This is a genomic window from Streptomyces sp. NPDC006487 (assembly GCF_042870555.1).
Taxonomy (GTDB): Bacteria; Actinomycetota; Actinomycetes; order Streptomycetales; family Streptomycetaceae; genus Streptomyces.
The window spans coordinates 101390-122444 of record NZ_JBIAHN010000010.1; the positions used below are offsets into that span (position 1 = coordinate 101390).

Annotated in this window: 16 protein-coding genes; 8 read left to right on the plus strand and 8 right to left on the minus strand. The window is 72.0% G+C overall.

All coding sequences use genetic code 11. The features are described from left to right. Nucleotides 1-14 precede the first annotated feature (14 nt). On the plus strand, nucleotides 15-1517 hold the full coding sequence (locus ACFYM0_RS18805; RefSeq protein ID WP_388502594.1) for a DUF2079 domain-containing protein: 1503 nt from the start codon (nucleotides 15-17) through the stop codon (nucleotides 1515-1517). A gap of 53 nt (nucleotides 1518-1570) precedes the next feature. On the opposite strand, the gene ACFYM0_RS18810 is transcribed toward ACFYM0_RS18805, so the two are convergent. After that, nucleotides 1571-1897, minus strand: a complete 327-nt coding sequence (locus ACFYM0_RS18810) for an AT hook motif protein (RefSeq protein ID WP_388503029.1) — start codon at nucleotides 1895-1897, stop codon at nucleotides 1571-1573. After that, nucleotides 1897-2808, minus strand: coding sequence for an SPFH domain-containing protein (locus ACFYM0_RS18815; RefSeq protein ID WP_388502596.1), 912 nt, complete (start codon nucleotides 2806-2808; stop codon nucleotides 1897-1899). The genes ACFYM0_RS18810 and ACFYM0_RS18815 overlap by 1 nt, the downstream gene beginning before the upstream one ends. 309 nt (nucleotides 2809-3117) lie before the next feature. On the opposite strand from ACFYM0_RS18815, the gene ACFYM0_RS18820 reads away from it, so the two are divergent. After that, nucleotides 3118-5376 (plus strand): transglycosylase domain-containing protein, encoded by a 2259-nt coding sequence (locus tag ACFYM0_RS18820; RefSeq protein WP_388502599.1) that lies wholly within the window; start codon nucleotides 3118-3120, stop codon nucleotides 5374-5376. Nucleotides 5377-5465: 89 nt separating this feature from the next. Here ACFYM0_RS18820 and ACFYM0_RS18825 read toward each other — a convergent pair whose 3' ends face one another. From ACFYM0_RS18825 to ACFYM0_RS18835, 3 genes are all read right to left on the minus strand, one after another. Then, nucleotides 5466-7769, minus strand: a complete 2304-nt coding sequence (locus ACFYM0_RS18825; RefSeq protein WP_388502601.1) for a SpoIIE family protein phosphatase — start codon at nucleotides 7767-7769, stop codon at nucleotides 5466-5468. A gap of 221 nt (nucleotides 7770-7990) precedes the next feature. After that, nucleotides 7991-8758, minus strand: coding sequence for a DUF402 domain-containing protein (locus tag ACFYM0_RS18830; protein WP_388502604.1), 768 nt, complete (start codon nucleotides 8756-8758; stop codon nucleotides 7991-7993). A gap of 112 nt (nucleotides 8759-8870) precedes the next feature. Further along, nucleotides 8871-10286: a class II fumarate hydratase gene (locus tag ACFYM0_RS18835; protein ID WP_388502607.1), complete on the minus strand. Its 1416-nt coding sequence runs from the start codon at nucleotides 10284-10286 to the stop codon at nucleotides 8871-8873. 107 nt (nucleotides 10287-10393) lie between these two features. Here ACFYM0_RS18835 and ACFYM0_RS18840 point away from each other — a divergent pair, with 107 nt between their 5' ends. Next, entirely contained in the window at nucleotides 10394-11947 is a 1554-nt protein-coding gene (locus ACFYM0_RS18840) for a ricin-type beta-trefoil lectin domain protein (protein ID WP_388502610.1), read from the plus strand. A gap of 138 nt (nucleotides 11948-12085) precedes the next feature. Here ACFYM0_RS18840 and ACFYM0_RS18845 read toward each other — a convergent pair whose 3' ends face one another. Both ACFYM0_RS18845 and ACFYM0_RS18850 read right to left on the minus strand, forming a co-directional pair. Then, nucleotides 12086-12853, minus strand: coding sequence for a glycerophosphodiester phosphodiesterase (locus ACFYM0_RS18845; protein WP_388502611.1), 768 nt, complete (start codon nucleotides 12851-12853; stop codon nucleotides 12086-12088). A gap of 154 nt (nucleotides 12854-13007) precedes the next feature. Beyond that, the gene (locus tag ACFYM0_RS18850; protein WP_388502613.1) at nucleotides 13008-15770 is read right to left on the minus strand and encodes a hypothetical protein; all 2763 of its coding nucleotides are present in this window, start codon (nucleotides 15768-15770) and stop codon (nucleotides 13008-13010) included. Nucleotides 15771-15936: 166 nt separating this feature from the next. Between ACFYM0_RS18850 and ACFYM0_RS18855 the strand changes: the two genes are divergently transcribed. Then, nucleotides 15937-16512 (plus strand): hypothetical protein, encoded by a 576-nt coding sequence (locus tag ACFYM0_RS18855; protein ID WP_388502616.1) that lies wholly within the window; start codon nucleotides 15937-15939, stop codon nucleotides 16510-16512. 38 nt (nucleotides 16513-16550) lie between these two features. Further along, complete coding sequence (locus tag ACFYM0_RS18860; protein WP_388502618.1) at nucleotides 16551-17090, plus strand: hypothetical protein; 540 nt, start codon at nucleotides 16551-16553, stop codon at nucleotides 17088-17090. A 64-nt stretch (nucleotides 17091-17154) separates the two neighbouring features. Here ACFYM0_RS18860 and ACFYM0_RS18865 read toward each other — a convergent pair whose 3' ends face one another. Then, on the minus strand, nucleotides 17155-18825 hold the full coding sequence (locus ACFYM0_RS18865) for a fumarate hydratase (protein ID WP_388502620.1): 1671 nt from the start codon (nucleotides 18823-18825) through the stop codon (nucleotides 17155-17157). A gap of 150 nt (nucleotides 18826-18975) precedes the next feature. On the opposite strand from ACFYM0_RS18865, the gene ACFYM0_RS18870 reads away from it, so the two are divergent. From ACFYM0_RS18870 to ACFYM0_RS18880, 3 genes are all read left to right on the plus strand, one after another. Continuing rightward, nucleotides 18976-19668, plus strand: coding sequence for a DUF1707 domain-containing protein (locus ACFYM0_RS18870; RefSeq protein ID WP_388502622.1), 693 nt, complete (start codon nucleotides 18976-18978; stop codon nucleotides 19666-19668). 69 nt (nucleotides 19669-19737) lie between these two features. Continuing rightward, entirely contained in the window at nucleotides 19738-20337 is a 600-nt protein-coding gene (locus ACFYM0_RS18875; RefSeq protein ID WP_388502624.1) for a TIGR03086 family metal-binding protein, read from the plus strand. A 183-nt stretch (nucleotides 20338-20520) separates the two neighbouring features. Beyond that, entirely contained in the window at nucleotides 20521-20895 is a 375-nt protein-coding gene (locus ACFYM0_RS18880) for a WhiB family transcriptional regulator (protein WP_374323290.1), read from the plus strand. Nucleotides 20896-21055: the final 160 nt, after the last annotated feature.

Genomic DNA, 21055 nt, shown 5'->3' on the forward strand with positions numbered 1-21055 from the left:
CCGAAAGGCCCGCCATGCACGCACCCCCCACCGGCGTCACCGCAGCGCTCCCGCCCCAGCAGTCCGCCCCCGCGGGACAGCCGGATGCGGAGCCGTCCCCCGAGGCCCCGCATCCGGTCCCGTGGTGGGCGTGGGCCCTGGCCGGCGGGCTCTTCCTCCTCTACGCGGCGCTGTCGCTGCGGACCCACGCGCGCCTGCACTCCCACAGCTTCGACCTGGCGATCTTCGAACAGGCCGTCCGCTCCTACGCCGTGGGCCGGCTGCCGGTCTCGGAGGTCAAGGGGCCGGACTTCCCCATCCTGGGCGACCACTTCAGCCCCGTCCTGGCCGTACTGGCCCCCCTGTACCGGATCTTCCCCTCGGCGCGGACCCTCCTCGTGGCCCAGGCGGCACTGGTCGCCGTCAGCGTGCTTCCGCTGACCCTCTGGGCGCGCCGGACGCTGGGCGACGCGGCCGCCGTGGTGATCGGGCTCTGTTACGGGCTCTCGTGGGGCATCGCGAGCGCGATCGGCTTCGACTTCCACGAATGGGCCTTCGCCGTACCGTTGCTGGCCTGCTCGCTGGCCGCGCTGGGCAGCGGGCGGCTGCGCGCCGCCGCGTACTGGGCGCTGCCGCTCGTGCTGGTGAAGGAGGACCTCGGGCTGACCGTGGCCGTGATCGGCGGGCTCATCGCGTGGCGCGGCGGCCGGGGCGGGCGCCGGCCCGGCATCGCCCTCGCCGTGACGGGCGCGGCGTGGACGCTGCTGACCATGACGCTGGTGCTGCCCGCCCTGAGCCCGAGCGGCTCGTACTTCTACGCCTCCTACCTGGGCGGGGGCGCAGGCGCGGCGGCCGCCGGGTCGGAGGCCGCGGGCGGCTTCGGGGACCTGCTGTTCAAGGCCACGATCGGGCTCGTCACCCCCGACACCAAGGTGGCCACGCTGCTGACGGTGCTGGCGCCGACCCTGTTCCTGGCCCTGCGCTCCCCGTTGGTGCTGATCGCCGTGCCGGGGCTGCTGTGGCGGGGGATCTCCGACAACCCGGCCCACTGGGGGACCGGGTACCACTACTCCCTCACGGTGATGCCGATCGTGTTCGCCGCCTTCGTCGACGCCCTGGCGCGGCGCGGCACCACCACCGCCGGGCTGCGGCGCTACCTGGCGGGTGCGGTCGGGGTCTGCCTGCTGCTGCTGCCGGTCCACTCGCTGGGGCAGTTGGGGCGGCCGGCCTTCTGGCGGACCGACCCCCGGGTGGCCGTGGCGCAGCGGCTGATGGACCGCATCCCGGACGGGGCCACGGTCCAGGCCTCGGACGGGCTGGTCCCGCACCTGTCGAACCGTACGAGCGTCAGCCTGCACGGCTGGGCGGACAGCCGGCCGGACCCCGAGTGGATCATCGTGGACACCGGGGTGGCGCCGGAGCTGCGGTGGCCGCTGTCGGTGATCGACGAGTCCATCGCCCTCGCCCGGGCACGGAGCGAGGGGTACCGGGCGGTGGCCCAGGAGGACGGCTTCGTGTTGCTCAACCGGCCTTCTTAGCGGGCCGGCCGGAGGTCCGCCGGTCCGGTGCCCGGCCGGCCGTCCCGGCGGGCTCAGGAATCCGGAGTGGTGCGGGGGCGGCCCCGGGGTGCGATCGGGCCCGCCCCGCCGGGGAGGCGGCCGGCCTCGGCCAGGGCGCGGCGGAGCAGGAACTCGATCTGCGCGTTGGCGCTGCGCAGTTCCTCCCCGGCCCACCGCGCGAGCGCGTCGTGCACCTGCGGGTCGAGCCGCAGCAGCACTTGCTTGCGGGCCTGCCGCCCGGCCGCTTTGGGCGGCGCCGCGGGCGGTGCCTCGCCCGCACCGGACCCGGCTGCCCCGGAGCCGGCCGGGCCGGTGGAGGCCGCCCGGTCGGTGGGGGAGTCCGTGCCGTCGTCGGGGATCACTGGTAGAGGGTGCCCGTGTTGATGACCGGCTGGGCCGCGCGGTCGCCGCACAGGACCACCATCAGGTTGGACACCATCGCCGCCTTCCGTTCCGGGTCGAGGTCCACGATCTCCTGCTCCGCGAGGCGGTTCAGGGCCAGCTCGACCATACCGACCGCGCCCTCGACGATCTGCTTGCGCGCCGCGACGATCGCTCCCGCCTGCTGCCGCTGGAGCATCGCGGAGGCGATTTCCGGGGCGTACGCGAGGTGGGTGAAGCGGGATTCGATGATGTGGACGCCGGCCGCCTCGACGCGGGTGGACAGTTCGACGGCGAGCTTCTCGGTGATCTCCTCGGCGTTGCCGCGCAGCGACAGGCCGCCGTCCTCGTGGGCGTCGTAGGGGTACTCGATCGCGATGTGCCGGACGGCCGCCTCGGTCTGGGTCTCGACGAACTCGGTGAAGTCCTCGACCTCGAAGACGGCCCGGGCGGTGTCCTCGACCCGCCACACGACCACGGCCGCCAGCTCGATCGGGTTGCCGTAGGCGTCGTTGACCTTCATGACGGCCGTCTCGTGGTTGCGGACCCGGGTGGACAGGGGCCGGCGGGAGGTCAGCGGGTTGACCCAGCGCAGTCCGTCGGTGCGGACGGTGCCGCGGTAGCGGCCGAACAGCTGGACCACGCGGGCCTCGCCCGGCGAGACCGTGTTCAGCCCGCCCATGGCGATGAGGGCGGCGAGGATCAGAGCGACGCCCGCCGCGATCAGGCCCACCTTGGCGCCGTCGGTGCCGGACACCGCGCCGAGCGCGATCAGGCCCGCCCCGGCCGCAACTCCCGCCAGGCCGAGCAGCAGCGCGAGCCCGCCGCCCACGCTCCGCGCGGGGAACTCCCGTACGCCGGTCTCGGTACCGCCCGTGGTGTTCGTCATCTTCCGCCCCGTTTCCCTCAGTTGCGGCCGGTCGAGCCGCTTAGCAAAGTGATATCACTTTTTCGGGTCTAACGGGAGCCCGACGGGAGCCCGATGGGAGTCGGGTGAGAATTGGACGGCCCGGACGGTGGGAAGGTGGTGCGGGTCCGGCAACCTCCGGGGTTCCGGCTGCGTCGGTTCCGGTGGGGCGGGTGCTCATTGTCACGTCCGAATTGCCCCGTATATCCATTGGGTGGCCGGTTTTTGTCACAGCCTGCGGTGTTAGCTTTCTGAGCTGACGTCGGGGGGTTATCGAGCGGAGCGGGAGCGATGGGCCGAGCAGAAGCGCGAAGGGCGCAGCAGCAGCGCGGTGCGCGACGAGCGCCGCGCGGGCGCGGCAAGGGCAAGGGCGGGAAGCCCACCGGCATACGCCGCTTCTTCACCTGGAGGAAGGTGCTCGGCACCTTCCTCGGGGCGACGCTGCTCGGCATGGCGGCCCTGATCGGCCTCTACTTCTACGTGGAACCGCCGGACCCGAACGCCGACGCGCTGACGCAGAACAACGTCTACAAGCTCGCCGACGGCTCGGTCATGGCCCGCGTCGGCGCGACGAACCGTCAGATCGTCTCGATCGACAAGATTCCGAAGAACGTGCAGACGGCCTTCATCGCGATCGAGAACAAGTCCTTCTACAGCGACCGGGGCATCGACCTCAAGGGCATCGGCCGCGGCCTGTTCAACACCGTCACCGGCAAGGGCAAGGCGGGCGGTTCGACGATCACCCAGCAGTACGTCAAGAACTTCTACCTGACGCAGGACCAGACTCCGACCCGCAAACTGAAGGAGCTGATCATCTCCCTCAAGGTCGACCAGGAGATGAAGAAGCCCGAGATCCTCGCGGGTTACCTGAACACCAACTTCTACGGGCGCAACGCCTACGGCATCCAGGCCGCGGCCCAGGCCTACTACGGGGTCGACGCCGACAAGCTGACCCTGGAACAGGGCGCGTACCTCGCCGCCGTCCTCCAGGCCCCCAGCCAGTACGACTGGGCGACCGCCGGCCCGAACGGCAAGAAGCTGGTCATGATCCGCTTCAACGGCGTCCTCGACAACATGGTCGAGATGGGCGCGCTGGACCAGGCCAAGCGCCAGGAGATGAAGTTCCAGGAGCCGATCAAGCCCAAGGCGGCCGCCGGCTCGGAGGGCCAGAAGGGCTACCTGATCCAGGCCGCCGACGAGGAGCTCAAGCGCCAGACCGGCATGACGGACGCCATGCTCAAGGCCGGTGGCTGGGAGATCACCCTCTCCATCGACCCGAAGAAGCAGGCCGCGCTGGAGAAGGCGGTCCAGGACGAGCTGGAATCCAAGCTCGACCGCAAGGGCCGCCCCGTCGACGCCGCCGTGCAGGCGGGAGCCACGTCCGTGGACCCGAAGACCGGCATGATCGTCGCGATGTACGGCGGCACCGGGCAGAGCGAGCAGTGGGCCAGCAACGCCCTGCGCAAGGACTTCCAGCCGGGCTCGACCTTCAAGCCGGTCGTGCTGGCCTCCGCCCTGGAGCACAAGGCGAGCACGCAGGAGGGCAAGCCGATCACGCCCAACGCCCTCTACGACGGCACCAGCAAGCGTCCCGTGGTCGGCAGCGACACTCCGTTCAACCCGCAGAACCAGGACGACCGCGACTACGGCGACCCGATGATGACGGTGCAGTCCGCCACCAACTCCTCGGTGAACTCCGTGTACGCCCAGATGATCGTGGACGTCGGGCCGAAGAACGCGAAGACGACCGCCCTGGAACTCGGCATGCAGGACCGCGACGGCTGGCCCGAGGACAGGCCCGCCATGTCGCTCGGCACCATGAGCGCCGACACCCTGGAGATGGCCGGCGTCTACGCCACCTTCGACAACCACGGCAAGAAGGTCACGCCGAGCATCATCAAGTCCGCCGAGCACGCGACCCGCGAGTACAAGCCGGTCCGCGCCGTCGGCAACCAGGCCATCAGCCGCAAGACCGCCGACACCGTCACCAAGGTGCTCACCGGCGTCGTCGAGGACGGCTCCGGCAAGGCCGTGAAGAGCTCGGCCTACGAGGCCGCGGGCAAGACCGGCACCACCGAGAAGAACGTGGCCGCCTGGTTCACCGGCTTCACCCCGGAACTGGTCACCGTCGTCGCGATGTTCGGTGACGAGCCCGGCACCCACACCCAGACCAGCCTGACCGGTACCGCCGGCGGCGGACGCGCGGGCGGCTCCAGCTTCCCGGCCGCGATCTGGAAGGAGTACACGCTCGCCGCGCTCAAGGGCGCCGACACGGGCTCCTTCGACCTGGAAGAGGCCGACATGGGCAAGGTCCAGTCGTCGAGCCCCAGCAACTCCCCGTCGAGCACGCCGAGCAAGTCCGCGAGCGGCACCCCGTCGCCCAGCAGCACCCCGTCGCCGAGCCGGACGCCGAGCGGCACCCCGTCGCCGAGCCGGACGCCGAGCGGCACCCCGTCGCCGAGCCGGACGCCGAGCGGCACCCCGTCGCCGAGCGGGAGCAAGTCGAACTCGCCGAAGCCCCCGCCGTCGGACCGGGAACCGGAGCGGTAGCCACCGCAGGACCCCGCCCCGTACACACCACTGCCCCGCGGCTTCGTGCCGGCGGGGCAGTGGTGCGTACGGACCGGGTGGCGGCCCGGTCAGCGGCGCTCGGGCACGCCCGGCGCACCCGGCGCACCCGGTACGGGCGGCAGGGCCAGCTCGAACCAGACGACCTTGCCGCTGCTCAGCCGGGTGGCACCCCAGCGGCGGGCCATCCGGTTGACCAGGAACAGGCCGCGGCCGCCCTCGTCGTCGTCCCGCGCCCGGCGCTGGCGCGGCAGCTGCGGGGAGTCGTCGCCGACCTCGCAGCGCAGTACGTCCGTCCGCAGGAGGCGCAGGGTCACGGGCCGCTCGGCGTACCGCACGGCATTCGTCACGACCTCGCTGACCAGGAGCTCCAGGGAGTCCTCCAGCTCCTCCAGACCCCAGCGCGCCAGCGCGCGGCGGGCGAACCGGCGGGCCCGGCCCGGAGCGGTCTCCTCCGGGTCCAGGAACCAGTACGCCACGTCGCTGGGCGCGATCCCGTCGAACCGGGCCGCGAGCAGCGCGATGTCGTCGTCCCGGTCACCGGGGCCGAGCATGTCCAGGATGTCGTCGCACAGGGCCTCCAGCGGCGGCGGGTGGTCCAGGCCCGTCAGCTGCGCCGTGGTGGCGAGGCGCTCGCGGAGCTGCTCGATGCCGGTCCAGACGTCGCGCAGCCGGGACTCGACGAGGCCGTCGGTGTACAGCACGAGGGTGGCCCCGGCCGGGGCGTCCAGCTCCACGGCCTCGAAGTCCACGCCGCCGACGCCGATGGGGGCGCCGGGGGGTACGCGCAGCACCTCGGCGCGGCCGCCCAGGTGCAGCAGGACCGGCGGCGGGTGGCCGGCGTTGGCGATGGTGATCCGGTGCGAGACCGGGTCGTAGACGGCGTAGAGGCAGGTGGCCATCCGGTCGGAGCCCAGGCGCTGCGCCTGCTCGTCCAGGTGGTGCAGGACCTCGGCGGGCGGCAGGTCGAGCTGCGCCAGCGTCTGGGCCGTCGTGCGGAGCTGTCCCATGATCGCGGCGGAGGTCATGGAGTGGCCCATGACGTCGCCGACGACGAGTGCGACCCGGCTGCCGGGCAGGGGTATGGCGTCGTACCAGTCGCCGCCGACCCGGGCCGTCTCGGCGGCGGGCAGGTAGCGGCTGGCGAGGCGGACCCCGGTCGGCTGGGGAAGGCTGTCGGGCAGCATCGTGCGCTGGAGCTCGTCGGCGATGTACGCCTCGCGGCCGTAGAGCACGGCCTTGTCGATGCCCAGCGCGGTGTGGGTGGCCAGCTGCGCGGCGACCAGCAGGTCGTTCGTCTCGAAGGCCGGCCGCTCGGGGGTGCGCAGGAACACCGCCGCGCCGATGACGCGGCGGCGGCCCCGCAGCGGCGCGAGGATGGCCCGCTGGCCGCGCGGGACGGGGTGGTCGGAGCCCAGCAGCTCCGGCAGGGCGGCCCGGGCGGCGGCGGAGGACCCGAAGACGGGCCGCACGCCGCGCAGCACCTCGGCGAGGGCCCCGCCGGGGCGGATCTCGCACAGCTCGGCCGCGGGCAGGTCACCCTGCGGGCCGACCAGGGCGAGCTGGCTGAAGTCGAGCTCGCCGTCGGGGGTCATCGCGCCGACGGTGCCGGCTCCCGCACCGGTGCCGGCTCCCGCACCGGATCCGGCTCCCGTGCCGGTGCCGGCTCCCGCTCCCGTGAACTCGTCGATCGGCCGGAGCCGGTCGGTTCGGCGGAGCCTTAAAACGACCGGTCCGACGGGCCGCTCGTCGCCGACGGGGAGGGGATCGCGCAGGTAGACGAGGATGGCGTCGGAGAAGGTGGGCACGGTGGCCCGGCACAGGCCGAGCACGATCTCGTCGAGGTCGATCCCGCGCGCGATCCGCCGGGTGGCGGCTCCGACGAACCGCAGCCGGTCACCTTCCCGCCGCGCGATGGTCGCGTCGACCCCGATGCCGCTGACGGGTCCTTGCGCGGTCCCGGACGCGCCGGAGCCCGGTCCGGACGCGGTGCCGGGCCGACCCGTCTCGCGGGCCGCCTCGCGACCCGTCTCGCGGGCGGCTTCGCCGTCGCGGGTGCGCGCACTGCCGGCCTCGGCGGCCGCGGCCTCGTCACGGCCGGCCCGGACCCGGGCGGCGCCCTGGCCGGGCGCGGCAGGGGAATCGCCGGGCTCCCCGGCACCGTCGGAGGCGGACGGCACCTCCGCCGTGGCGCGGGGGCGGGGCAGGTCCGCCGCCTGGGGCTGCGCGTGCGTGCGCACGGCCTCGGCCGCCGGGAGCGGGGCCTTGCCGTGGCCCAGTTCCTCCGTGCCGTGGCCGGACTCGTCCGTCCGACCGCCGGAGGCAACCGGCTGGGGGCCCTCCTGAGAGGTGGGGTACTCCGTCACGCGTGGCATTCCGTCCGTTTGCGCTCGATGTGCGCTGCACTCAACTCGGTCAGTCGCGGTATACCCGCTCAGCGGCGGGGACACCATCACCCCGCGTTTCCGCGTCCCGCTCGTTACCTCTCGTTATCGCGTCGGCCTAGGTCAAATGCTGTTCTGACGGCGACATTTGCCCCCCGACGCCCCGGTGCAGGACGATCCTACGATTGCCCCCCGGGGGCGCATCAAGGGTCTCATGAGGTCATATGCGCCGGGGTGCGGTCCCAGTCCTCCGGCAGGGCCGGTACGCCCCAGGCCGGGTCCGGTCGCCAATCCTGCCAGCCTTCGGAGAACGGCGGACCCCAGGCCCGGATCACGTCCACCGCCGCGCGGCCGGCGTCCCGTACGCGCCGGGCCTGTTCCGGGTCCATCAGACCGGACCGCTGGGCCTGCGCGAACTCGTCCTCGTCCAGCCACTTCCAGCTTCGGTCAGGGTAGACGGCGATGTCGAGGAAGTGGTCCACGGAGTCCACGCCGCCGGCCCACCGGGACCGGGGCTCCTCCAGATTCACGTACCAGTTCTTGAGCCGCCAGCCGGGCCCCCAGAACAGCCACACCGACCACGGCTCCCCGGGCCGTGCCAGCTTCAGCACCCCGGCCCCGAACCAGCGTGACCGTACGGTGGTCCGCGGCGCGGTGTACCGGGTGGCGAGCGGCTCCTCGTGGACCGGGGTCCCGTCGGCGAGCACCGGCTTGACGCACTCGGTCCCGGGGGCCATCCACACCGCGAGCAGCTCGTCGGTGTCGGTCACCACGGTCACGGGCCGGCAGATGTGGACGGCGCCCTTCGCGCCGGGCGCGTGATCGCGGTAGCGCCAGAGGATCTGCTCCCCGGGCGCCCAGCGGACGCCCTCGGCGGCGCCCCGCTCCACGGTCCGCTCCGCACTCCGTGCCGCGCCCCGTGCCGAGCCCCGTGCGGAGCTCCGCGCACTGCCGCCCCCGCGGCCTCCGGTACCTGTCATGGGCAGATCTTAGGGCTGGGGTCCGGAGGATCGCTGCGCTGCAGGTCACCGAGGTGCCCGGGGGCGGGAAACGACCGGATCCGGACCCCGGGACGGGGCGGCCGCGCCGGGGTCAGGGGCGGGTCATCCGCAGCACGTCCAGCGCTTCGTCGAGCTGCTCCAGGGTGAGGTCGCCCCGGTCCACGTAGCCCGACTCGAGGACGACCTCGCGGATCGTCTTGCGCTCCGCGAGGGACTTCTTGGCGACCTTGGCGGCCTCCTCGTAGCCGATGTACCGGTTCAGCGGGGTCACCACGGAGGGCGAGGACTCGGCGTACTCCCTGGCCCGGGCCGTGTTGGCGGTGATTCCGTCCACCGTGCGGTCGGCCAGCAGCCGGCTCACGGAGCCCAGCAGCCGGATGGACTCCAGGAGGTTGCGGGCCATCACGGGGAGCATCACGTTGAGCTCGAAGTTGCCCGCGGCGCCCGCCACGGCCACCGCCGCGTCGTTCCCCATCACCTGGGCGGCGACCATCAGCGCGGCCTCGGGGACGACCGGATTGACCTTCCCGGGCATGATCGAGGACCCCGGCTGGAGATCCGGGAGATTGATTTCGGCCAATCCGGTGCGCGGGCCCGAGGCCATCCAGCGCAGGTCGTTGCAGATCTTGGTGAGCGAGACGGCGACCGTACGGAGCATTCCGGACGTCTCGACGAGGGCGTCCCGGGCCCCCTGGGCCTCGAAATGGTCCCGGGCCTCGGTCAGCGGCAGCCCCGTCGCCGCGGCCACCTCGGCGATCACGGCCGCGGAGAACCCGGGCGGGGTGTTGATCCCGGTGCCCACGGCGGTCCCGCCCAGGGGCAGTTCGGCCAGCCGCGGCAGCGCCGCGCGCAGTCGCTCGACTCCATAGCGGAGCTGGACCGCGTATCCACCGAACTCCTGGCCCAGGGTGACCGGGGTGGCGTCCATCAGATGCGTCCGGCCGGCCTTGACCACCTGGGAGAACTCGGCGGACTTGCGTTCCATCGCGCCGGCCAGGTGCTCCAGGGCGGGGATGAGCTCGCCGGTGATGGCGGCGGTGGCCGCGATGTGGATGGAGGACGGGAAGACGTCGTTGGAGCTCTGCGAGGCGTTGACGTGGTCGTTGGGGTGGACGGCGCGGCCGAGCCGCTCGGCGGCCAGGGTGGCGATCACCTCGTTGGCGTTCATGTTGGACGAGGTGCCGGAACCCGTCTGAAACACGTCCACGGGAAAGTGCTCGTCCCAGCGGCCGTCGGCGACCTCGCCGGCCGCCGAGACGATCGCGGCGGCGATGGCCTCGTCGACCACGCCGAGCCGGGCGTTGACGGTGGCGGCCGCGGCCTTGATCCGGGCCAGGGCCTCGATGTGGGCGCGCTCCAGGCGCAGCCCGGAGATGGGGAAGTTCTCCACGGCGCGCTGGGTCTGAGCTCGCCATTTGGCGTGCGCGGGGACCCGTACGTCGCCCATGGAGTCGTGCTCGGTGCGGTACTCCGCGGAGTCCTCGGTCGGCTGCTGATCATCGGTCATCTGTGGTGCCTCCTCAAAAAGTTGAGCAATTGTCTTGTTCGGACTGTTCCCAACTCGCCTACTGGCCAGTAAATACCGGGGGTAACACTGAGATCGGGGAGGCGCTCATGGCACGTGTCCGTACACAATCCAGGTTCAGATCTACCTTTGCCGCCGTCGCGGCGGTCGCGGCCGCCCTCGGGGGCGTCACCGCCATCACCCCCATGGCCCAGGCGGCGACGACCGCCGGGTCTTCCGCGGGGGCCGCCGTCGGGGCCGCCGTCACGCCCCTCACGCCCGAACTGGAGGCCATCCGGGCCGCCGAGGCCGTCAAGATCTACGGAGACTCCGCGATCCGCCCCCTCGCGGACCGCAAGACCGGTCTGATCTCGCTGGGCGACAGCGAGATCTCCGGCGAGGGCGTCGGCAACTACGACCCCGCCACCAACACCTCGTCCAACCAGTGCCACCGCTCGCCCGACGCGGCGATCCACCGCACCGGCATCGCGGCCGACTACACCTTCAACGCGGCCTGCTCCGGCGGCTACACGGGCAACATCAAGATCGGCGGCAGCAAGCAGTACGCCGACGAGCTGGTGCAGAGCGACAGCCTGGCCATCAAGGCCCGCAACACCAAGATCAAGATGGTACTGCTGGTCGCCGGAGCCAACGACGACCTGCAGTTCGGCCCGGTCATGACCGACTGCGTCACCCGATGGGTGCTCAGCCAGGGCACCTGCGAGCCGAAGTACGGCCCGGGCTGGCAGGCCCGCGTCGACGGGCTGAAGCCCAAGGTGCAGTCGACGATCGGCGACCTCAAGACTGTCATGCGCGACGCCGGTTACGCCGACACCGACTACAAACTGGTCGTGATGGGCTACCCCAGCCCGATCGGCCCCGACTTCAACGACAACCCCGACTTCCCGGGCAAGCTCCCCGGAGGCTGCGCCGGCTACGACTCCGATGCCGCCTGGGGCCGCAACTACGCGGTGCCCACCTTCGAGAAGGGCATGCGCGCGGCCGCCCTCGCCGCGGGCGCGACCTACCTCGACAACTCGCGTCTCTTCCAGGGCCACGAGGTCTGCATGGAGGACACCTGGGCCCGCGGCCTCTACCTCGACCTCGGGGACCACTTCCCGTGGGACGAGAACACCGCCCGGCAGTCCTTCCACCCCAACTACCGCGGCCACGGCGCCTTCGCGTCCTGTCTGACCCAGCTCTACTCCTCCGGCCTGCGCGAGGCCTCCTGCGCCGACCCGGCGAGCACCGGCACCCCCGTCCTGCAGGCCGGGGCCTGGGACGACCTCTACAAGCCGCTGAAGAACGAGGCGACGGGCAACTGCGTCGACTCCAACGGCGGCGCCAGCGCCAACAACACCAAGGTCCTTGGCTGGGACTGCCACGGCGGCCGCAACCAGGGCTGGTGGTACGACTCCGCGAAGAAGTCCCTGCACGTCGAGCTCACCCACGACCGCTGCCTGGACGCACCCGGCGCCAACTACGGCGGCGGCACCGCACTGATCATCTGGAACTGCCACGGCGGCGCCAACCAGCAGTTCGTCCGCGACGGAGCCACCTTCAGGCCCGCCGCCGCCCCGGGCATGTGCCTGACGGTGGCCGCGGCCCACGAGCCGCTGCGCCTCCAGACCTGCAACGGCTCGGCCAACCAGCGCTTCGCGTAACCCCTCCGGCAACCCGCTCCGGCAACCCCCTCCGGACCCGCACCCCGTAGGTTCCGGCGCCCGGACGACAGCCCCGTCCGGACGACAGCCACACCCAGACGACCCCCCACACCCGGCCGGCGCACCCCGGCCGGGTGCTCACATGTCGAGCAGCAGCTTGCGTACGTCCCGGGGGCGGTTGGTGATGAGGGTGTCCACGCCCAGGCGCACGCACAGCTCCACGTCCTCGGGCTCGTCCACGGTCCATACGCGGACCTCGAGCCCCTTCGCCTTCAGCCGGCCCACCAGCCCCGGATCCCGCCGTACGAGCTCGATGCCCGGGCCCGCGTGGGTGGCGTACGGGGGCCGGACCGGACGGACCCTGCGCTCGATCAGGTACACGGCCGGCAGCCCCGGCGCGAGGCGGTGCATCCGGGTCAGCGCGGTCCGGGAGAAGCTCATCACCTCGACGCGGCCGGCGGAGCCGTCGGCGAGCCCGTACTCCCCGAGCAGCCGCACGAGCTCGGCCTCCAGCCGGCCGCCCGCGCGGGTGGGGTGCTTGGTCTCCACGGCCAGCCCGACCGGGTACGGCGCGGCCAGCGCCTCCTTGACCAGGTCCTCGAAGAGCAGCACCCGGGCCCCGGCGTGGCCGGGCCCCTTCCACGCCCCGAAGTCGAGGGCGCGCAGCTCCTCGTACGTCATCTCGGAGACGACCCCGCGCCCGTCGGAGGTCCGCTCGACCCGCCGGTCGTGCACACAGACCAACCGGTGGTCGGCGGTCAGCCGTACGTCGCACTCGAGCGCGTCGGCCCCGTCGGCGATGGCCTGCCGGTAGGCGGCCATGGTGTGCTCGGGGTGCTCGTGGGAGGCACCGCGGTGGGCGACCACGCGGGTGGCGCGCGCGGTGGAGGGGAACGGCTGCGTCATGGAGTAGACGGTAACCGGATGCGATGACCGGGCCGGTGCAGCGTGCTCCACCGACGGCCGAACAGTTCGTGACGGTTCCCCGCGCACGCTGCGTACTCCGCGCACCCCGCGCACCCTGCTCGGCCGTCGGTACGGGGCCCCGGCCCCCGCCCGGTCAGTCCCCGTGGCCGAGGCCCGGGCGGGTCGGGCCGGTCTCCGGGGGCGGGGGGCCCTGGCCGGACGCCGGCGGGGTCGGGGGCCCGCCCTTTCCGGGCCGGGCGACGCCGAGCTGCCAGAGGTGCCCCCCGGGCGCCCCCCGGCCGGGCGGGGCCGCCTCGGGCGCGGGGGGTGTCTTGGGCACGGGGGGTGCGGGGGCGGCCGGGGTCGCGGGGGCTGCCGGGGTGGCCGGAGTCGCCGGAGTCGCGGAGTCGACCGTGGCGGCCGGGGGCGCGGTGGCCGCCGGGTCGATGGCGGCAGCCGAAAGCGTGGGGGCTTCCCGGTCCACGGCGGCGGCCGGGTCCTCCCGGGCCACGGTCGTGGCCGGGGTGCTCCGGGCAGGCTTGGAAGGGCGCTTCCAGCGGTCCGGCACCGTCTCCAGCCGCTGTACCGCCTGAGTGTCCCCCTCGCGCACCTGCGCGACGGCCCGTGCCCGGAGCGCGCTCTGCCGGGCGATGGGGGCGAACCCCGGCGCGGCGTTGCCCGTCTCGGAAGGCAGCGCGCGCGTTCCCATCGCGTTCAGCTCCTGCTGGAGTCCGTTCTCCGGGGGGAAGACCTCGCGCGGCAGCTGCCAGGACGCCGCGCCGTCGACGTCGACCCGATGCTCCTTGCCGTCCACGTCGAAGGTGAGGCCGTAGCCGATGTACTGGTCGTCCCGGTCGAACATCAGGTCCCCCCTGACCTGGCCGCCCCGGTCCCGTACCTGGTCCGCCAGACCCTGGACGGCGGCGGGCAGCGGGTTCGTACGGCCCAGGCTCGCGACGTAGCCGTCCGCGTCGACCGTCACCGTTTCCGCGTTCTCCTCCTGGCTGGTCTTGTACGTCATCCGGAAGCGGGTCCGCCCGTCTTCGCCCCGGACGGTTTCGATGTCGCCGATGCTCGCGTAGCCGAACTCCAGCCGCCCGTCGCCGTTCTCCTTGCCCCACTCGGCGTCCATCGCGTCGAACTGCACCTGGTGGGCCAGGGCGGGCGGCGGATTGCCCCGACCGATGATGGTGACCCGCGCGTTCGGGTTCTCACGCAGGATGATCTCGGCGTTCGCGACGCCGGTTCCGCCGGATCCGGCGATGATCCAGTGATCGGCGTCGCGCGCGTCGAACCGGTTGTCGGCGACCTCGTCGCCCATCAGCGCCCGCCCGGGAGCGTCCTCGCGCGCGGCCTCCCACTTCTGGGTCGCGTTCAGGACCGCGAAGCAGCCCTCGATGCGGGTGGCGGGGCTGCCGTCCGGACCGGCCCGCAGCAGTTCGTTCAGCGGGGACGCATCCAGCTGTTCCAGGACGGTCCGGGTGTCGGCGCCGCCCCGCTCGGCCTCCTGCAGCGAGGCGCGCAATTCGCCCGCCCCGGCGACACCCTCGCCCTCGAGCTCCCGCAGCCGGTCCCCGACCAGCCGCAGGGCTTCGCCCCGGCTCTCCACCCCTGGCCGGCCGCGCTGGTCGCGCACGGTTCCGGGTACGAGTTCCGGCGGCAGACCGGTCGCCACGACGGGCGTGCCGTCGCAGGTCACCTGCAGGGGTTTCCCCGTCGCGACACCGTCCTTGCCCAGGGTGTTGATCTCGGCGACGAGCTCGCCGTTCTCGCCGAGCTCCAGTCGCGCGTGCCCGTTCACCATGTCGCCCTGGGTGGCCAGCTGGTCCTCCCACACCCGGACCGCGTCGATGGGCACCCGCTTGCGGGGGTCGTCCACCGCCGCGTAGGGGTCCACTCCCATCCACTGGGCCAGATCCCGGTCCTGATCCGCCGACTGCACGATCCCGACGCCGGGATCCCGCTGCCACCGCCCGACGGCATCGACCAGCAACGCCTCCGGGTCCCGGCCACTGAGGCTCGCCCCGCCGCCGATCGTCACCTTGCGCACCGGGGTCTCCCCGCGCGCGATCTGCTCCTGGAGCTTCTGGTCGGTCTGCTCGCTGACATGCGTCCGCCACGCCGACCACTCGCCGACGGCGACCCCGGTCTGGTCGCGCGGCAGCGGGAGCCCGTTCTGGTCGTAGCCGGGCATGGCCATGGTGACCTCGCGCCGCCCGATGAACGCGGCGACCTGCCGCTCGGCGCGGGTGGCGGCCTCGCGGGAGGCCTGGAGTGCGGTGGCGTCGGCGGGGTTGAGCTGCTCTATGGGATGGGCGAGGTCTCTGACGAGGCGCTTGGAAGCAGGGGACATTTGTCCGACTGACGCCCTGAGCCGGTGGACCGCCGCGTTCGCTTGTGAGGAAAATGCCTCGTGATCCACTGCGGCGGTCGGCCGGATTCCGTACGGGTCGAGCAGCGCAGAGAATTCGGCCCGCGCGGCTGCCTGCTCCTGCGGCGAAAGGTCAGGGTCTGCCTGCCGTGAGGCAAGCCAGTCGAGCTCGCCAATGCGTCCCATGTCTGCGGCGGACAGTTCCCGCTCGGCCGGGAGCTCGGGACCTTCGCGGAGGAGATCCTCCCGCACGGGAGTCAGGCCCTCGGCCGCTCGCTGACGCACCGTGGTGAGTTCGCCCAGCTCGTGGGCGAGTACCCGTCCCAGCAGTTCGCGCGGAAGGCGATCGGAGACGAGGATCACGTAGTTCTGTGACTTGGTGTTCGTCGCCGTGGCGACGATTCCCTCGGCCTCCAGCGGAACGGCGTCCACCCAGATGGTCGCCTCGTCGCCGTTGCCGTCCAGCAGTTTGAAATGCTGGCGCCCCGCCCCGTCCTGAAGCGACTGGAAGCCACCGAGCCGCTCGCGCAGGACAGCGGCGGCCACCCCTTCCATGTCCTGGGCTGCAGCCGAAACGAGCTCGGCCTGCTGTCCGGACTGGTATGGCGGTAGGGCCCCGGTACCCATCAGAGGGTAGGCCGACGGCTCCATGTGATGCCCCTCCCCAGGAAGCGTCATATGCACATCGCACAACAGACTTTAAGATCATGCCATGTTGAGAGCTCGCTCTTCGTCGGAAGCGCACCTGTACATGGACCTGCACCCCTGTGACTGTGGGGGGGCGGATTTCGAGCGTCGGCATCACCTGGAGCAGCACGGTGATGACCTCGTGGCGGTGTATGAGGGTGTGTGCCGTGGCTGTGGTCGGGACCGGCGCTTCGAGTTCGTGATGGCGGTGGAGATTCCGCCGCCTCCGCCTGCTTACGGTGGTGCCGAGCCGTCCGAGATCATCGACCCCGGCGAATTCTCCGAGGTGGCGGACCGCTTCGGTCGTTGGGCGGGGATCGGGTTGCTGAACTCGCCTGAGTCCGAGCACCACAAGTACCGGGGTGCGATGGCGAGTGCGCTGGCTGCCGTCGAAGAGGTGTTCAAGTTCATCCCGGCGGGCCAGGACGCCGTGCCCGCGTCCGCCTTCACCTCTGCGCGGGGGAGGGCCCGCTACGAGAAGGACCCAGAAAATTTCACGCGTGAAATCCTTGAGATCGAGCTCGACATTACGCGCCGGTCCCTTGAAGCCATCGACAGCGTCGCGCGCCCGTCGGGCGGAGCTGACGCGGCCGCTGGGTGATGTTGAGAGCTCGCTCTTCGTCGGAAGCGCACCTGTATATGGATCTCCACCCCTGTGAGTGTGGGGGTGCGGATTTCGAGCGTCGGCATCACCTGGAGCAGCACGGCGATGACCTCGTGGCGGTGTATGAGGGTGTGTGTCGTGGCTGTGGTCGGGACCGGCGCTTCGAGTTCGTGATGGCGGTGGAGATTCCGCCGCCTCCGCCTGCTTACGGTGGTGCCGAGCCGTCCGAGATCATCGATCCCGGTGAGTTCGCGGAGGTCGCGGACCGGTTCGGCCGTTGGGCCAGCCTGGGGGTGCTGAACTCGCCTGAATCTGAACACCACAAGTACCGGGGTGCGATGGTGAGTGCGCTGGCTGCCGTTGAAGAGGTGTTCAAGTTCATCCCGGAGGGGCAAGACGCGGTTCCCGCGTCCGCCTTCACCTCGGAGCGAGGGAGGGCCCGCTATGAGCGGGGGCCGGGGAAATTCGGCCGCAAGCTCCTCAACTACGAGCTCAGCATCACGCGCAAGGTCCTCGCGAACATCGACGACAGCATCGCGCGTACCTCCGGCGGAGCCGACCCCGCTGCCGAGTAGAACGCAAGACAAGACAAGAGGGGCCCCGCGCCATGCGGCGCGGCGCCCCTCTGCGTTCGTCAGGTCACAGGCCCGGGCCGCGGACCGGGATGTGGGTGAACGTGGGTTCCGGGGCCGGGTTCTGGAAGAAGTCGTTGCCCTTGTCGTCGACCACGATGAAGGCCGGGAAGTCCTCGACCTCGATCTTCCAGACGGCTTCCATGCCGAGCTCCTCGTACTCCAGGACCTCGACCTTCTTGATGCAGTCCTGGGCGAGGCGCGCCGCCGGGCCGCCGATGGAGCCGAGGTAGAAGCCGCCGTGCTTGCCGCACGCGTCGGTGACCTGCTGGGAGCGGTTGCCCTTGGCCAGCATGACCTTGGAGCCGCCCGCCGCCTGGAACTGCTCGACGTAGGAGTCCATGCGGCCGGCCGTGGTCGGGCCGAAGGAGCCGGAGGCGTAGCCCTCGGGGGTCTTCGCGGGGCCCGCGTAGTAGACCGGGTGGTCCTTCAGGTACTGCGGCATCTCCGCGCCGGAGTCGAGGAGTTCCTTGATCTTGGCGTGCGCGATGTCGCGCGCCACGACCAGCGGGCCCGTGAGGGAGAGGCGGGTCTTCACCGGGTGCTGGGTGAGGGTCGCGAGGATCGTTTCCATCGGCTGGTTCAGGTCGATGGAGACCACGTCCGCGGATTCGGATTCGGCGAGGTGCTCGTCCGTGGTTTCCGGGAGGAAGCGCGCCGGGTCCCGCTCCAGCTGCTCGAGGAAGACGCCCTCGGCGGTGATCTTCGCGGTGGCCTGGCGGTCCGCGGAGCAGGAGACGGCGATCGCGATCGGGAGGGACGCGCCGTGGCGGGGGAGGCGGACGACGCGGACGTCGTGGCAGAAGTACTTGCCGCCGAACTGCGCGCCGATGCCGATCTTCTGGGTCAGCTCGAAGACCTGCTGCTCCAGGGCCTCGTCGCGGAAGCCGTGGCCCAGCGGGGAGCCCTCGGTGGGCAGCTCGTCCAGGTAGTGGGCCGAGGCGTACTTCGCGGTCTTGAGGGCGTGCTCCGCCGAGGTGCCGCCGACCACGATCGCGAGGTGGTACGGCGGGCAGGCCGCGGTGCCGAGCGAGCGGATCTTCTCTTCCAGGAACTTCATCATGGAGGCCTCGTTGAGGACCGCCTTGGTCTCCTGGTAGAGGAAGGACTTGTTGGCGGAGCCGCCGCCCTTGGCCATGAAGAGGAACTTGTACGCGCCGCCGTCGGTCGCGTACAGCTCGATCTGCGCGGGCAGGTTCGAGCCGGTGTTCTTCTCCTCCCACATGGTGACCGGGGCCATCTGTGAGTAGCGCAGGTTGAGGCGGGTGTACGCGTCGTAGATGCCGTGGGACAGGGCCGCCTCGTCGGCGCCCTCCGTCAGGACGTTCTGGCCGCGCTTGCCCATCACGATCGCCGTGCCCGTGTCCTGGCACATCGGCAGGACGCCGGCCGCCGCGATGTTCGCGTTCTTCAGGAGGTCGAGGGCGACGAACTTGTCGTTCGCGCTGGCCTCGGGGTCGTCGATGATCCGGCGCAGCTGCGCGAGGTGCGCGGGGCGCAGGAAGTGCTGGATGTCGTGGATGGCCTCTTCGGCGAGCTTGCGCAGCGCCTCGGGCTCGACCTTGAGGAAGGTACGGCCGTCGGCCTCGAAGGTGGAGACGCCTTCGGAGGTCACCAGGCGGTACGGGGTGGAGTCCTCGCCCAGGGGCAGCAGGTCGGTGTACGCAAACTCTGGCATGACGGCAGTCATTCCCTCACTCGGCAGACGGCGCTGACGACCGTTTGGCAGCGCGGTAACCAGCGTAGGACCTCTTCCGGCGGCTTTTGTTGTGAGGTAAGGCTCACTGGCCGGTATCGCGATCTATCGTGTCTCGCTATGCTGGGGTGCGTGGACCTGGAAAAGCAGCCCTCATCCGCGCCGGCCCCCGCGCCGGCCCCCGCGCCGGCCCCCGTGCCCGCCCCCGGGTTGCGCGCCTCCGATGCGGACCGGGACCGGATCGCGCACATCCTCGCCGACGCCGTGGCCGAGGGACGGCTGACCGCCGAGGAGCACTCGGACCGGCTCGACTCGCTGTACGCGCTGAAGACGGTCGCCGAGCTGGACGTGCTCGTACGGGACCTGCCCGCGCCCGGCGCCGGCAGCCGGCAGGAGCCCGCGTACGCGGGAGCACCCGCGGGCGCCCCGGTCGAGACGATCGTGGCCGTGTGCAGCAGCTCCTCCCGCAAGGGGCGCTGGCGGCCGGGCGCGCACACCCGTGCGGTCTCCGTCATGGGTGACATCAGCATCGACCTGACCCAGGCGGTCTTCGAGCAACAGGTCACCGAGATCAACGTGACCAGCATCCTCGGCAACGTCGAGATCCTGGTCCCGGAGAATGTCACCTTGCGCGGCTACGGCAGCGGGGTCCTCGGCAATTTCGAGGTCCGGGGCGAAGGGCGCGTGGAGACCGACCCGCAGGCCCCGGTCGTGATCGTCCGCGGTTTCGCGCTGCTGGGCAACATCGAGGCCCGCCCCAAGCTCGGCGCCCGCCTGGTGGACCTGGCGAACAGGCTCCGCAAGGGCCTGGAGGGCGCCCGGTAAGGCCGACACGCGGGCAACTGGAGCTGAAATCAGCCCCCTTGGCCGGTAGGTGCTCGTAAGGTCGGGCTCATGACCGCATCCAAGTGGGACCTGCTCGACCAGGCGCACGCGGCGCTGCGCTCCGTCGCCGTCGCCATACCGGCCGATGCCCTGAGCGCACCGACACCGTGCGATCAGTGGAATGTCGGCCAAGTGCTCCAGCACGCGGCGGGCGACCAGCTCGCCTACGCGGGCCGCCTCACCGGCGGGCCGGGACCGGCGGAGGACCCCTTCGCGCCCACCGGCACCCTGGCCGGCAGCCCCGCGGAGCTGCTGGAGCCCGCCCTCGACGCCGCCGCCGAGGCCTTCGCCGGGGTCGCGCCCGGCACCGCGGAGGTGGCCGTCCCGCTGCCTCCGTTCACCCTCGACGCCGAGACCGCGGTCGCCGCGGCCGCCCTCGACGCGGCCGTCCACGCCTGGGACCTTGCGGTCGCCACCGGCCAGGCCTCTCCGCTGACGCCCGCCCTCGCGGCGGCCCTGAGCCCGGCCGCCCGGGTGCTCGCCGAGCCGCTGCGCGGGTTCGCGTACGCCCCGGCGCTCACCCCCGCGCCCGATCCGGACACTGATCCGGCCGGTGCGCTGCTCGCCTTCCTGGGCCGCAGCCCCGGCTGGACGCCGTCCGCCGCGTGACGTCCGGGTGACGGGGGCGCGGCCGGGCGGGGCCGGGAAGGGGCACGAGGGGCCGGGCCGGGCGGGAGCACCTTTCGGTCGAACCGGCCGGATCGGCGGCACACGGTGCATAGGGGCGCCCACAGCGGGTAGGGACAGGTGCGTCGCCTCTCTCGCTCGCGTATACGTCGTCAGGAGTAGACCGTGCCGCATCCGCCGCGCCAGTCCCTGCAGGTAGCCGCCGTCCAGAGTCTCCAGGGGCGCCCGGCGGCGGTCGTGCCGAAGCCTCGGGTGCCGGCCAGGGAAGAGGACGGCCCATGGCACGCGGACGCGGTGTGCCGGCGCGACGAGGCCGGGCTCTTCTTCGCCCCCTCCAAGGAGCCGACCGCGGCCCGGCTGTCCCGTGAGGACGCCGCCAAGCGGGTCTGTGCCCGCTGCCCCGTCATGGTCGCCTGCCGGGAGCACGCGCTGATCCAGCCCGAGCCCTACGGGGTCTGGGGCGGGCTGACGGCCGCCGAGCGCCGGGTGGTGCTGGCCCGCCGGCGGCGCCGGGCGGTGGAGCTGCGCGAAGCCTCGTAGGCGGCGCGGGGCTCCGCGCCGCGCGGGCCGGCAGCGGACCAACGGCAAGAACAACGACAACCGAACGGCAAGAACAACGACAACCGAACGGCAACGGCAAAGACGAACGGCAAAGGGGCGCCCCCGCCGCACGCGGGAGCGCCCCTTCCGTGATGCCGTG